11 protein-coding genes and 1 rRNA gene are annotated in these 13,194 nt (G+C 35.4%); 5 read left to right on the top strand and 7 right to left on the bottom strand.

The window, feature by feature from the left end:
• From RCJ96_RS20940 to dnaA, 7 genes are all read right to left on the bottom strand, one after another.
• Positions 1 to 108, bottom strand: a 16S ribosomal RNA gene (locus RCJ96_RS20940); the annotation flags it as partial.
• Between the two features lie 242 nt (positions 109 to 350).
• Entirely contained in the window at positions 351 to 2,822 is a 2,472-nt protein-coding gene (gene gyrA, locus RCJ96_RS20935) for a DNA gyrase subunit A (protein ID WP_416503960.1), read from the bottom strand.
• A gap of 88 nt (positions 2,823 to 2,910) precedes the next feature.
• Positions 2,911 to 4,833 carry a DNA topoisomerase (ATP-hydrolyzing) subunit B gene (gyrB, locus tag RCJ96_RS20930; RefSeq protein ID WP_000435993.1) on the bottom strand — a complete coding sequence of 641 codons (1,923 nt, stop codon included), beginning with the start codon at positions 4,831 to 4,833 and terminating at the stop codon, positions 2,911 to 2,913.
• A 38-nt stretch (positions 4,834 to 4,871) separates the two neighbouring features.
• Positions 4,872 to 5,999: a DNA replication/repair protein RecF gene (gene recF, locus RCJ96_RS20925; protein ID WP_000470750.1), complete on the bottom strand. Its 1,128-nt coding sequence runs from the start codon at positions 5,997 to 5,999 to the stop codon at positions 4,872 to 4,874.
• 12 nt (positions 6,000 to 6,011) lie between these two features.
• Positions 6,012 to 6,224 (bottom strand): S4 domain-containing protein YaaA, encoded by a 213-nt coding sequence (yaaA, locus tag RCJ96_RS20920; protein WP_000821367.1) that lies wholly within the window; start codon positions 6,222 to 6,224, stop codon positions 6,012 to 6,014.
• 127 nt (positions 6,225 to 6,351) lie between these two features.
• The gene (dnaN, locus tag RCJ96_RS20915; RefSeq protein WP_001212896.1) at positions 6,352 to 7,491 is read right to left on the bottom strand and encodes a DNA polymerase III subunit beta; all 1,140 of its coding nucleotides are present in this window, start codon (positions 7,489 to 7,491) and stop codon (positions 6,352 to 6,354) included.
• Between the two features lie 178 nt (positions 7,492 to 7,669).
• Positions 7,670 to 9,010 (bottom strand): chromosomal replication initiator protein DnaA, encoded by a 1,341-nt coding sequence (gene dnaA, locus RCJ96_RS20910; protein WP_000428025.1) that lies wholly within the window; start codon positions 9,008 to 9,010, stop codon positions 7,670 to 7,672.
• A 565-nt stretch (positions 9,011 to 9,575) separates the two neighbouring features.
• On the opposite strand from dnaA, the gene rpmH reads away from it, so the two are divergent.
• The 5 genes from rpmH to mnmE all read left to right on the top strand — a co-directional run bounded on the left by rpmH (position 9,576) and on the right by mnmE (position 13,171).
• On the top strand, positions 9,576 to 9,710 hold the full coding sequence (rpmH, locus tag RCJ96_RS20905) for a 50S ribosomal protein L34 (protein WP_000831901.1): 135 nt from the start codon (positions 9,576 to 9,578) through the stop codon (positions 9,708 to 9,710).
• Positions 9,711 to 9,786: 76 nt separating this feature from the next.
• Complete coding sequence (gene rnpA, locus RCJ96_RS20900) at positions 9,787 to 10,134, top strand: ribonuclease P protein component (RefSeq protein WP_000726629.1); 348 nt, start codon at positions 9,787 to 9,789, stop codon at positions 10,132 to 10,134.
• A 52-nt stretch (positions 10,135 to 10,186) separates the two neighbouring features.
• Positions 10,187 to 10,954 carry a YidC family membrane integrase SpoIIIJ gene (spoIIIJ, locus tag RCJ96_RS20895; protein WP_000727745.1) on the top strand — a complete coding sequence of 256 codons (768 nt, stop codon included), beginning with the start codon at positions 10,187 to 10,189 and terminating at the stop codon, positions 10,952 to 10,954.
• The gene (gene jag, locus RCJ96_RS20890; RefSeq protein WP_074609419.1) at positions 10,951 to 11,568 is read left to right on the top strand and encodes an RNA-binding cell elongation regulator Jag/EloR; all 618 of its coding nucleotides are present in this window, start codon (positions 10,951 to 10,953) and stop codon (positions 11,566 to 11,568) included. Before spoIIIJ ends, jag begins: the two co-directional genes overlap by 4 nt.
• 226 nt (positions 11,569 to 11,794) lie before the next feature.
• Positions 11,795 to 13,171 carry a tRNA uridine-5-carboxymethylaminomethyl(34) synthesis GTPase MnmE gene (gene mnmE, locus RCJ96_RS20885; RefSeq protein ID WP_074609420.1) on the top strand — a complete coding sequence of 459 codons (1,377 nt, stop codon included), beginning with the start codon at positions 11,795 to 11,797 and terminating at the stop codon, positions 13,169 to 13,171.
• Positions 13,172 to 13,194: the final 23 nt, after the last annotated feature.

Below are 13,194 nucleotides of genomic sequence, written 5' to 3'. Positions count from 1 at the left end.
GTCCGCCGCTAACTTCATAAGAGCAAGCTCTTAATCCATTCGCTCGACTTGCATGTATTAGGCACGCCGCCAGCGTTCATCCTGAGCCAGGATCAAACTCTCCAATAAAGTTAGTTTGTCTAGCATCATAAAATAAAAATTGACGTTTCACGTTGTTTGTTTCGTTTAGTTTTCAAAGTTCAACATCGCGTTTCAGCGACTTTTATAATATATCATAGTATATTATTTTCGTCAACAAGTTTTTTCGATAACTTGTATCTCTCATTTGCTGACTCTGCCTATTATATAGACTTTCTCTTCCCTATGCAAGTATTATTATAAAAAAATAAAGAGAGGAGATATCTCCTCTCTTATTCTTCTGAAGAAACCTCTTCGCTCGTTTCTTCCTCATCATCTTTTTGTGCTTTTGCTACTGTCGCTACCTCTTGCTCATCCTCTAATCGAATTAGACGAACACCTTGTGTATTACGTCCCATTTGAGAGATTTGATCAACTGGCATACGAATAATAACACCTGCTGCTGTAATTAACATGATATCTTCTTCACCTGTTACAGATTTAACAGCTACTAATTTCCCGTTTTTATCTGTAATATTACAAGTCTTCAGACCTTTACCACCACGGCTTTGTAGGCGGTATTCATCAATCGGCGTACGTTTTCCATAACCATTTTTCGTTACAATTAAAACATTTACATTCTCTTCGACAATTTCCATACCTACAACTTGATCTTCTTCACCTAATGTAATTGCTTTTACACCAGCCGCATTACGTCCCATAGAACGTACATCTTGCTCGTTAAAACGAATTAGCATCCCATTGCTTGTACCTACAATAATATCCTTATCACCAGATGTTAAACGTACAGATATTACTTCATCCTCTTCACGAAGAGAGATTGCAATTAAACCATTTGTACGTATATTCGCAAATGATGAAAGTGGTGTTCTCTTAGAGATACCTTGTTTTGTTGTGAAGAATAAGAATTCATCGTCACCAAATTCACGAATTGGAATAATGGCGTTAATCCATTCACCCTTATCTACACCTAATAAGTTAATAATAGGTATACCTTTCGCTGTACGACTATACTCTGGGATTTCATATCCTTTCGTACGGTATACTTTCCCCTTATTAGTGAAGAATAGAATATGATCATGCGTAGAAGTAGTTAATAAATGTTCTACGAAATCATCATCATTTGTCCCCATTCCTTGCACACCACGTCCACCACGGTTCTGTGTTTTGTACGTAGAAGCTGGCAACCTCTTAATATAACCATTATGAGTTAACGTAATGGCGATGTTTTGTTCTGGAATCAAGTCTTCATCTTCAATAGACTCCATACCACCAATTGTAATTTCTGTACGTCTCTTATCATTGAAGCGCTCTTTTACTTCTGTTAATTCTTCACGAATAATCTCAAGAACCTTTTCTTCATCTGCTAAGATTGCTTTTAATTCAGCGATTAACTTCATTAAATCTTGATATTCTTGTTCAATTTTTTCGCGTTCTAATCCTGTTAAGCGTTGCAGACGCATATCTAAAATAGCTTGCGCTTGTTTTTCACTTAAGCCAAAACGTTCCATTAAACCTTGTTTTGCAATTTCCGCTGTTTTCGAACTACGAATTAATGTAATAACTTCATCCAGATGGTCTAAAGCAATTCGTAATCCTTCTAAAATATGAGCACGTGCTTCTGCCTTTTCAAGTTCATAAGCAGTACGTCTACGAATTACTACCTTTTGATGTTCCAAGTAATGATATAAATTTTGTTTTAAATTCAGTACTTGTGGTTCTCCATTTACAAGAGACAGCATGTTAATACCAAAACTTGTTTGAAGTGCTGTATGTTTATATAAGTTATTTAATAATACATTAGCATTGGCATCACGACGTACTTCCATAACAATACGCATACCATTTCGATCTGATTCATCACGTAAATCTGTAATACCTTCAATTTTCTTATCGCGAACTAATTCTGCAATTTTTTCAATCAATCGCGCCTTATTCACTTGATAAGGTAGTTCCGTTACGATAATAGATTGTTTGCCATTTGACTTCTCTTCAATTTCAACTTTAGCACGAAGTATAATAGACCCGCGTCCTGTCTCATAAGCTCTACGAATACCACTTCTTCCTAAAATTAAACCTGCCGTCGGGAAATCTGGTCCTGGAATGCACTCCATTAATTCTGCAATAGTAATATCAGGATTATGACTTAATGCCAATACACCATCAATTACTTCACCAAGTTGATGCGGCGGAATATTTGTTGCCATACCAACTGCAATACCTGTCGTACCATTTACTAGTAAGTTAGGAAAACGCGCTGGTAACACAATCGGCTCTCTTTCAGAACCATCATAGTTATCTTGATAATCAATTGTATTTTTTGAAATATCACGTATTAATTCCATAGAGATTTTAGACATTCTTGCTTCTGTATAACGCATTGCTGCCGCTGAATCTCCATCGACAGATCCAAAGTTACCATGCCCATCAACAAGCATATAACGTTGACTGAAATCTTGGGCCATACGTACCATCGTTTCATAAACAGCTGAATCACCATGAGGGTGATACTTACCGATTACTTCACCAACAATACGTGCTGATTTCTTATACGCTTTATCAGCCGTAATTCCTAAATCATTCATCGCATATAAAACCCTACGATGCACAGGTTTTAATCCATCACGAACATCTGGTAATGCACGAGATACGATAACACTCATTGCGTAATCTAAAAATGAGGTACGCATTTCATGGCTAATATTAATTTCTCGAATTCGTGCTTGTTGTTGATTGTCTGACATCAACGAGCACCTCCTCTTACATTTCCGTTACACATACATTGATTTATATGTAGAAGACAGGAATACTCAGATTCCTGTCATTACTCATTTAAATATCAAGGTTTTTCACGTATTTTGCATTTTCTTGGATAAAGTTACGACGTGGTTCTACTTTATCCCCCATTAAAATTTCAAATGTTTCATCTGCTTCAATTGCATCTTGAAGAGAAACTTGAAGCAATGAACGTACTTCTGGGTCCATTGTTGTTTCCCAAAGCTGAGTTGGATTCATTTCTCCTAAACCTTTGTAACGTTGGATGCCAGGTTTAGGTTGAGCTGGTAATTCAGCTAAAATCTTTTCAAGCTCTTTCTCATTATAAGCATATTGAATTTTTTTACCTTGTTGTACTTTAAACAACGGCGGCTGTGCAATATAGATATAACCATGTTCAATAATTTGACGCATATAACGATAGAAGAACGTTAATAATAGGGTACGAATATGCGCACCATCTACGTCGGCATCCGTCATAATAATAACTTTATGATAACGAGCTTTCTCAATATCAAAATCTCCGCCAATGTTCGTACCAATTGCAGTAATAATTGTACGCACCTCATCGTTAGATAAGATTTTATCTAATCTTGCCTTTTCAACATTAATAATTTTACCTTTTAGCGGTAAAATCGCTTGGAAGTGACGATCACGACCTTGCTTTGCTGATCCACCGGCAGAGTCACCCTCTACAATGTAAATTTCACTAATTGCCGGATCCTTCGAAGAGCAATCTGCTAATTTACCAGGTAAACTTGAAACTTCTAACGCGCTCTTACGACGTGTCAATTCACGTGCTTTTTTCGCTGCAACACGTGCACGCGCTGCCATCGTACCTTTTTCTACGATTTTTCGTGCAACGTTCGGGTTTTCTAGTAAGAACTTTTCAAATGCCTCTGAAAATACAGACTCTGTAATCGTTCTTGCTTCACTATTCCCAAGTTTCGTCTTCGTTTGTCCTTCAAATTGTGGATTTGGATGTTTAATTGATACAATTGCAGTTAAACCTTCACGAACGTCCTCACCAGTTAAGTTACTGTCTGCATCTTTTAGAATACTATTTTTACGTCCATAATCGTTAATCACACGAGTTAAAGCTGTTTTAAACCCTACTTCATGTGTTCCACCTTCATACGTGTGAATGTTATTCGTAAATGAGTAAATATTATTTGTATATCCTTCGTTATACTGTAAGGAAACCTCAACTTGAATACCATCTTTTGATCCTTCTACATATACAGGCTCTTCATGGATTGGTTGTTTTGAGCGGTTTAAATGCTCAACATATGATTTAATTCCACCTTCATAATGGAATTCTTTTTTTTGCTTATGTTCACGTTTATCTTCAATCGTCAGTTTAATATTACGATTTAAAAATGCTAATTCACGCATACGAGTTGCTAGTGTATCAAATTCGTATACTGTTGTTTCCTGAAAAATTTCTGGATCTGGTTTAAATCGAGTTATCGTTCCCGTTTGATCTGTGTCACCAATGACTTTTAAATCTGCAACCGGAATACCTCTTTCGTATTTTTGATAATGGATTTTACCTTCACGATGTACAAATACCTCTAGTTCTGTTGATAGAGCATTTACTACAGATGCCCCAACACCATGCAAACCACCAGAAACTTTATAACCGCCGCCGCCAAACTTACCACCAGCATGAAGAACGGTCATAATAACTTCTACAGCAGGACGTCCCATTTTTTCTTGTATACCAACTGGAATACCACGTCCATTATCCGTTACACGAATACTATTATCTTCTTCGATACTAACGTTAATTTCATCACAGTACCCTGCAAGTGCTTCATCAATACTATTATCGACGATTTCCCATACAAGATGGTGAAGTCCTTTTCCGCTTGTAGATCCAATATACATACCAGGGCGTTTTCGAACTGCTTCTAGCCCTTCAAGTACCTGTATTTGACTTTCATCATATGAATTTTCTTGCATTTGCTTTTGTTCCATTGACACAAAGATCACCTACTTTTCCATTTAAACAGGGATTACGCCCTATCTATTTCACAATCTACCGTGCCGTTCGTTACATGAATTGTTTTCGCTTCTTTTAATGTTTCGTGTTCAATTCCGTCGACACTCGTCGTTGTCACAAATGTTTGCACTTTTCCTTGAATTGTATTTAACAGATGCGATTGACGATAATCATCTAATTCTGATAATACATCATCCAATAGAAGAATCGGATATTCTTTAACTTCTGAGTAAATCAATTCAATTTCAGCTAATTTTAGGGACAGTGCGGTCGTTCGTTGTTGTCCTTGCGAACCAAAGACTTGAACATTTTTACTATTAACGAAGAATTGTAAATCATCACGATGAGGACCAATTAAAGTCGTACCACGGAAAATTTCACGTTGTTTCACGGATTGAAAACTTTCATAGTATACTTCTTTTATTTTCGACAAATCCATTGATTCTGATACATCTACACTCGGTTTATAGACAATTTCTAATTCTTCTAACCCACGGCTTATACCACGATGAATTGGAGCTGCCCATTCTTGTAGTAAATGCAAAAATTCAAAGCGTTTTTGCAAAATTTTTGTACCATGCTCAATAAGTTGAAGTGTAAATACATCCAACATCGTTTCCTCATTCTTACTATTCCCTTGCATCTTTTTTAGCAAGTGATTTCGTTGTGTGAGCACCTTTTGATATTGACTCAATTCATACAAATAGACCGGAGCTATTTGGCCTAATTCCATATCTAAAAAGCGTCTTCTTACTTGAGGGCTTCCTTTTACAAGATTTAAATCTTCTGGGGCAAACATGACAACATTCATCACGCCAATATATTGACTCAATTTTTGTTGTTCAAGTTGATTTAATTTTGCCTTTTTACCTTTTTTCGAGATATTTAATTCCAAAGACAAAGAACTATTTCTCTTTTGTAGCTTTCCTTTAATTTGACCGAAATCTTCATCCCAACGGATAAGCTCGCGATCATTAGAGGTTCTATGAGATTTCGCCATCGCTAAAACATAAATAGCTTCCATCAAATTCGTTTTCCCTTGTGCATTCTCGCCGATAATTACATTTACCTTATCTTCAAAGGAAAGCTCTAACTTTTCATAATTGCGATAGTTTTTTAATTGTATTTCTGAAATAAACAAAGGGCTCCCCCTTTATGACTGAACTTGGAAACTTCCGCTTCCTGGAATTTCAATAATATCGTTCGCATATAGTTTGCGACCTCTTCTATTTTCAAGTTCTTGATTCACGTACACTTCATATTCTTGTAAAAACCATTTTACAGCGCCACCTGTATCAATTACATCGGCTAACTTTAAAAATTGCCCTAGTGTAATATACTCTGTTGAAATTTTAATACGTTTCATAAAATCGCTCACTTTCTGAAAGTGTTCATTCTTTCATTGTACTAAATAAACTAGCATTAGGAAAGTAATACCCAAAAATCAAATAAGGGCTACTAGCATCTGAAAACTAGCAACCCTTATTTCTTACTTAGTAAGTACGAACCGGTAAAATTAATTGAATAATGGATTCATCATTTACTGTACGAATTAAGAATGGTCTCATTGCTCCAGTAAAGCTAATCTTAATTTCAGTACTATCTAATGCTTTTAGTGCATCCATCATATATTTTGCACTAAAAGATATTTTTAACTCTTCTCCATCTACTTTTTCACATTGAACTTCTTCTACTACTTTTCCGATTTCTGGTGAATTCGAGGAAATTTCTAGCATTGCCTGCTCTAAAGTTGATAATTTTACAACATTATTACGACCATCCCTTGCTAAAAGAGATGCACGATCAATTGCTTGTAAAAATTCTTTTGTATTTACAAAAATATCTGTTTTGCTCTCCGCTGGAATTAAGCGAGTTGTATCAGGGTAATTTCCTTCTAACAATCTTGAGAAGAATAATAAATGTTTTGTACGGAATAATACTTGATACTCCGTAATAACGATATCTACCATTTCTTCAGACTCATCTAGAATTTTGCTTAATTCATTTAAACTTTTTCCTGGAATAACAACATTTGCTTGGAACTCATCTGCAATGCCTTCGATTTTTGCTTTTCGAAGAGCTAGTCTGTGACTATCTGTAGCAATGCCAGTTAGTTCGCTGTTATATACCTTCCAGTTTACACCTGTCAAGATTGGTCTTGTTTCAGAAGTGGAAACTGCAAATACAGTTTGTCTAATCATATGTTTAAGTAAATCCGTTGGAATCTTAAAAACATGATGTTCTTCAATTTGTGGTAACAATGGATATTCTGCAGAATCTAAACCATTTAAATTAAACTCTGATTTTCCAGAAGTTATTTTTGTCATCAAATGATTTTCCACAGAAATTTCTACAGTTTCTTTAGGCAATTTCTTTACAATTTCACTAAAATATTTAGCCTGTAAAACAATACTTCCTGATTGATTCACTTCTACGATTTCTTTTCCATTCTCTTCAACTGGAATGAAAGATTCAATTGAAATATCAGCATCGCTTCCTGTTAATGTAACTCCTTCTTCCGTAGCGACAACTTTAATCCCCGTAAGGATCGGAATTGTTGTACGAGAAGAAACAGCCTTCATTACATCTTGTACACTTCTTACAAGATAGTCTTTTTGTATTGTAAAACGCATAAAGAAAAACCTCCGGTAAGTATAAGATTTTATTTAATTAATAAAGATAAAAAATAGTAGTAATAGTAATAGGGCTTGTGGATATGTGGATAACCCTGTTAAAGGATGTAAAAACAGTCTATCTACATGTGGATAGACTGTGCGTAAAACAAGGAAAGTTATTCACACTATTCAGCTACTACTTTAAAATATCGTTAATTTCTTCAACTTGCTTTTGTAATTGTGTATCCGTCTTAAGTAGCTTAGAAATTTTTTCATGAGCATGGATAACTGTTGTATGATCACGTCCACCGAATTCTTCACCTATTTTAGGTAAGGAGGAGTCTGTCAGTTCACGTGATAAATACATTGCAATTTGGCGAGGGAAGGCAACTGATTTCGTTCGCTTTTTCGCCTTGAAATCTTCCAATTTTACTTGATAAACATCTCCGACAGCTTTTTGAATATCATAAATGGAGATAATTTTTGGTTTAGAATTTGGAATAATATCTTTAAGTGCTTCGGCTGCTAAATCAGCATTAATATCTTTGTTAATTAAAGATGAATAAGCTACAACTCGGATGAGTGCACCTTCTAGTTCACGAATATTTGAATCGATTTGATTTGCAATATAAAGCATGACCTCATTTGGTATATCAAGTCCTTCAGCCTTTGCCTTTTTGCGCAAAATTGCAATCCGCGTTTCTAAATCTGGTGGCGTAATATCCGTAATGAGTCCCCATTCAAAGCGAGAACGAAGACGATCTTCTAAAGTTGGAATTTCTTTTGGTGGCCGATCACTGGAAATTACAATTTGTTTACTTTCTTCGTGTAATGCATTGAATGTATGGAAAAACTCTTCTTGAGTTTGTTCTTTTCCCGCTAAAAATTGAATATCATCTATCAATAAAACATCCACATTGCGGTATTTATTACGAAAATCGACAGCTTTATTATCACGAATAGAATTAATGAATTCATTTGTAAATTTTTCTGATGATAAATATACAACTTTGGCATTTGGGTTATGTTCAATTACATAATGACCAATTGCATGCATTAAATGGGTCTTTCCAAGTCCAACTCCCCCATAAATAAAGAGGGGATTATATGCTTTAGCTGGCGCTTCGGCTACGGCCAATGAAGCAGCGTGAGCAAAACGGTTACCAGAGCCAATAACAAACGTATCAAACGTATATTTTGGATTTAGCATACTCTGTGGTAAATGATTAGAATCATCTTGTGCTGAATTCGGTTTAGAAGGAGGAAGATCAATCTCCTCTTCAGCTTGACTTTGGGGAATAATAAAGCGAATAGCTAATTTTGCCCCTGTTAAATCATAAAGTGTTTCTGAAATTAGCTCTGAATAATGAGATTCTAGCCAATCGCGGGCGAATTCATTTGGAGCCGTAATTGTTAATACATCTTTCTTTAAATTATGTGCGGTCGTTGATTTTAACCATGTTTCATAACTTGGTTTACTGACCTTTTTTTCTAGTTCTTTTAAGGCGCTGTTCCATAAATCAGAGATGTTTTCCAAAGGTGTCCCTCCTTTACTAAGATGGTAAAAGAATAAGGTTGCGCAACAAATGTACAACCTAAATAAATATAAAATGTATATTTATACGAAACGTATTTTAAAACCTAAAAACGTCGTTTGTATATGAGATAGGGTTTTCGACAAAAAAAGCAAATGTGGATAATCATTTACCCACATGTGATTAAAACTGTCCACATGTTATACACAAATTGTGGATAAGATAATGATGTGGAAAACTTATTCAAAGTGAAAACACAACTATAATATCAAAAAAAAGTAGCTATAGCAATGAAATTAAGAAAGTTATCCACAAAATCAATACCTTGTGGAATAAACTTGTCCACAACACGATATACTGTGTAAAAGTACGAAAAGAGTTTGTGGATATAAAAAACAGAAAAAAACATTTATCCACAAGGAAATATAGCGTCTGTGAAAAAGTATGTGAATAGGTTCAAAATGAATATTTGATGAAAATTTCTAGAACCATTGACATTTTCCTAGTTGATTAACTATAATTTATAAGACTGTCTTTAACAGATATTCCTCAGGGAGGTGTCATATAATGAAAAGAACTTACCAACCAAATAAACGTAAGCGCAGCAAAGTACATGGTTTCCGCAGCCGTATGAGCACAGCGAACGGACGTAAAGTGCTAGCAGCTCGTCGTCGTAAAGGAAGAAAAGTATTATCTGCGTAGACCACTGATCGTTCAGTGGTCTTTTTTTCTAATAATAGTGAATTTCCGCTGATGAACTACAGGAGTGTCAATTGATATGAAGAAAAAACATCGTATAAAAAAGAATGATGAATTCCAGACGGTTTTTCAAAAAGGAAAATCGACTGCGAATCGTCAATTTGTTGTGTATCAACTAGATAAAGAAGAGCAGCCAAACTTTCGTATTGGCCTTTCTGTCAGCAAGAAAATAGGAAATGCAGTAGTGCGTAACCGAATTAAACGTATGATTCGCCAGTCGATCACAGAATTAAAAGATGAGATAGATTCTGGAAAAGATTTTGTTATAATAGCAAGGAAGCCTTGTGCAGAGATGACATATGAAGAATTGAAGAAAAGCTTAATTCATGTCTTTAAACGCTCTGGTATGAAAAGAATAAAAAAGTAGCGTAAGGAAATGAATTACACTATATACATACCGATACAAGGAGGAGTAGGCTTTGAAAAAGAAATTAGGTTTACTAGCCATGGTTGTTGCATTAATGGCGATTACTGCTGGCTGTAGTGAAGTAAATCAGCCAATTACACCAAAAAGCACTGGAATTTGGAATGAATACTTCGTATACCCGCTTTCTCAGTTAATTACGTATTTTGCCAACTTATTTGGTAGTAATTACGGTTTAGCGATTGTTGTTACAACTCTTATTATTCGTTTTGCATTATTACCATTAATGATTAAACAAACAAAGAGTACGAAAGCAATGCAAGCGTTACAACCAGAAATGGTGAAGTTAAAAGAGAAATATAGTTCTAAAGATCAAGCAACGCAGCAAAAACTACAACAAGAAATGATGCAGTTGTATCAAAAAAATGGTGTAAATCCATTAGCAGGATGTTTACCAATCTTTGTTCAGATGCCTATTTTATTCGCGTTTTACCATGCGATTATGAGAACATCAGAAATTAGTAAGCATACATTCTTATGGTTCGACTTAGGACAAGCAGATCCGTTATATATTTTACCGGTTGTTGCAGCAATTACGACATTTATTCAGCAAAAACTTGCTATGGCAGGAACTGCTGGTCAAAATCCGCAAATGGCAATGATGATTTGGTTAATGCCAATCATGATTTTAATCTTTGCAATTAACTTCCCAGCTGCATTATCACTTTACTGGGTTGTTGGTAATATCTTTGGTATCGCTCAAATGTACTTGATCAAAGGGCCGGAAATTAAGGCTAGTAAGGCAGGAGGATCAAGCAAGTGAGTATAATTACTGCTAAAGGACAAACAGTCGAGCTGGCAGTACAGGATGCTTTAAGACAATTAAATGTTTCAAAAGACCGAGTAGATATAAATATTATCGATGAGGGTAAGAGAGGGTTCTTAGGTTTATTTGGGAACCGACCTGCAGTAGTAGAAGTTGTATTGAAGAAAGATCCAATTCAAGAATGTGAAGAATATTTAAAAAATGTTATTCACGATATGGGTGTGGAAGCTGAGATTAGTAAAATTGTAAAAGGACGAGAAGTTGAATTTACAATTTACGGCGAAAATATAGGTGTTTTGATTGGAAAAAGAGGGAACACCTTGAATTCTTTACAGTATTTAACAAAACTTGTAGCGAATCGTAATACGAAGCAGTACATTGGTATCACATTAGATGCTGAAAATTATCGTAGTAAAAGAAAAGCTACGTTAGAAGCACTTTCTTATCGATTAGCCAAACAAGTAGTGAGTACAAAAAAAAGAGTTGTATTGGAGCCTATGCCATCTTTTGAACGAAAGATTATCCACCAAGCATTATCTAATCATCAAAATATCATTACAACTTCTGAAGGAAAAGAACCACATCGACATGTTGTAATATCTTCCAAGTGACCGGTTACTCAATTGAGTGCCGGTTTTTTTTGAGGGGAAAATAGGTGTGGATAACTAAAAACACTAAACTTATCCACTGTGAATAAGTTTAGTGTTTTTTACATGAGGACATAATAAAATGAGTTATTATTCTTTTGTAGATAGGTTCGTTATGGTATTCTAATAATTTAGTGAAGAAAATAATCATGTTGAAATAGAGATAAATAAGCAAGTGAGGTGAAAGGACATGGAATTTGATACAATTGCCGCGATTTCCACAGCGCTTGGAGAGGGTGCAATTGCCATTGTTCGAGTAAGTGGGGATGATGCGGTTGAAAAAGTTAATCGTATTTTTAAAGGGAAGGATTTAACAGAGGTTCCTTCTCATACAATTCATTATGGTCATATTGTTGATTTAGATACAAATCAGGTTATTGAAGAAGTAATGGTGTCCATTATGCGTGCACCAAGGACTTTTACACGTGAAAATATAGTAGAAATTAACTGTCATGGTGGACTTGTTTCGGTAAACAAAGTATTACAGCTTATTTTAGCGCAAGGGGTAAGATTAGCGGAGCCTGGTGAATTTACAAAACGTGCTTTTTTAAATGGCCGTATTGATTTATCACAAGCAGAAGCTGTTATGGACTTAATCCGTGCAAAAACAGATCGTGCAATGAACGTAGCGATTAATCAAATGGAGGGCCGATTATCTAAATTAATCGGCCGTCTGCGTCAGGATATATTAGAAACGTTAGCTCATGTTGAGGTAAACATAGATTACCCGGAATATGATGATGTGGAAGAAATGACACATAATATTTTAATTGAGAAAGCTACACATGTTCGTGTTGAAATTGCAAAAATATTAGAAACATCAAAGCAAGGAAAGATTTTACGTGAAGGTATTGCTACTGCAATCATCGGTAGACCTAATGTTGGGAAATCATCGCTATTAAATAGTCTCGTTCAGGAGAAAAAGGCAATTGTAACTGATATTGCAGGAACAACTCGTGATGTTATTGAAGAGTACGTTAATGTGCGTGGTGTACCACTTAAACTTATAGATACGGCCGGAATTCGTGAAACAGAAGATGTTGTTGAACGAATTGGTGTAGAGCGTTCAAAAGAAATGATGAGTCAAGCTGATTTAGTGTTAGTTGTCGTTAATTATAGCGAAGCTTTAACGAATGAGGATGAAGATCTATTCCGTGCCGTACAAGGAAAAGATTTCATTGTTATTGTAAATAAGACAGATTTACCGCAAGCAATTGATATGGAACGTGTTATAGAATTAGCAGCGGGGAATCGTGTTATTACAACGTCGTTAATTGAGGAACAGGGAATAGATGAGCTTGAAACGGCAATCGCTGATTTATTCTTTGAAGGAACAATTGATTCTGCAGATGTAACATATGTTTCTAACGCGAGACATATTGGATTATTAACACAAGCAGGAAAAACAATTGGAGATGCAATTGAGGCGATAGAAAATGGTGTTCCAATTGATATGGTGCAGATTGATTTAACAAGAACGTGGGAAATACTTGGTGAAATTACTGGTGACACCGTTCATGAGAGCTTAATTGACCAGTTGTTCTCTCAATTTTGTTTAGGAAAATAATATAGTGATGTTTCAGAAAGATA

It is taken from the genome of Bacillus sp. BSL6 (genome assembly GCF_052928345.1).
Note: the sequence above shows the minus strand (reverse complement) of the source record. Positions and strands in the feature narration are given on the sequence as shown.

Bases quoted from the DNA above. Each gene is read 5' to 3' on its own strand.
- gyrA (WP_416503960.1), bottom strand. From the start codon at position 2,822: ATGTCAGACAATCAACAACAAGCACGAATTCGAGAAATTAATATTAGC.
- gyrB (WP_000435993.1), bottom strand. From the start codon at position 4,833: ATGGAACAAAAGCAAATGCAAGAAAATTCATATGATGAAAGTCAAATA.
- yaaA (WP_000821367.1), bottom strand. From the start codon at position 6,224: ATGAAACGTATTAAAATTTCAACAGAGTATATTACACTAGGGCAATTT.
- dnaN (WP_001212896.1), bottom strand. From the start codon at position 7,491: ATGCGTTTTACAATACAAAAAGACTATCTTGTAAGAAGTGTACAAGAT.
- rpmH (WP_000831901.1), top strand. From the start codon at position 9,576: ATGAAAAGAACTTACCAACCAAATAAACGTAAGCGCAGCAAAGTACAT.
- rnpA (WP_000726629.1), top strand. From the start codon at position 9,787: ATGAAGAAAAAACATCGTATAAAAAAGAATGATGAATTCCAGACGGTT.
- mnmE (WP_074609420.1), top strand. From the start codon at position 11,795: ATGGAATTTGATACAATTGCCGCGATTTCCACAGCGCTTGGAGAGGGT.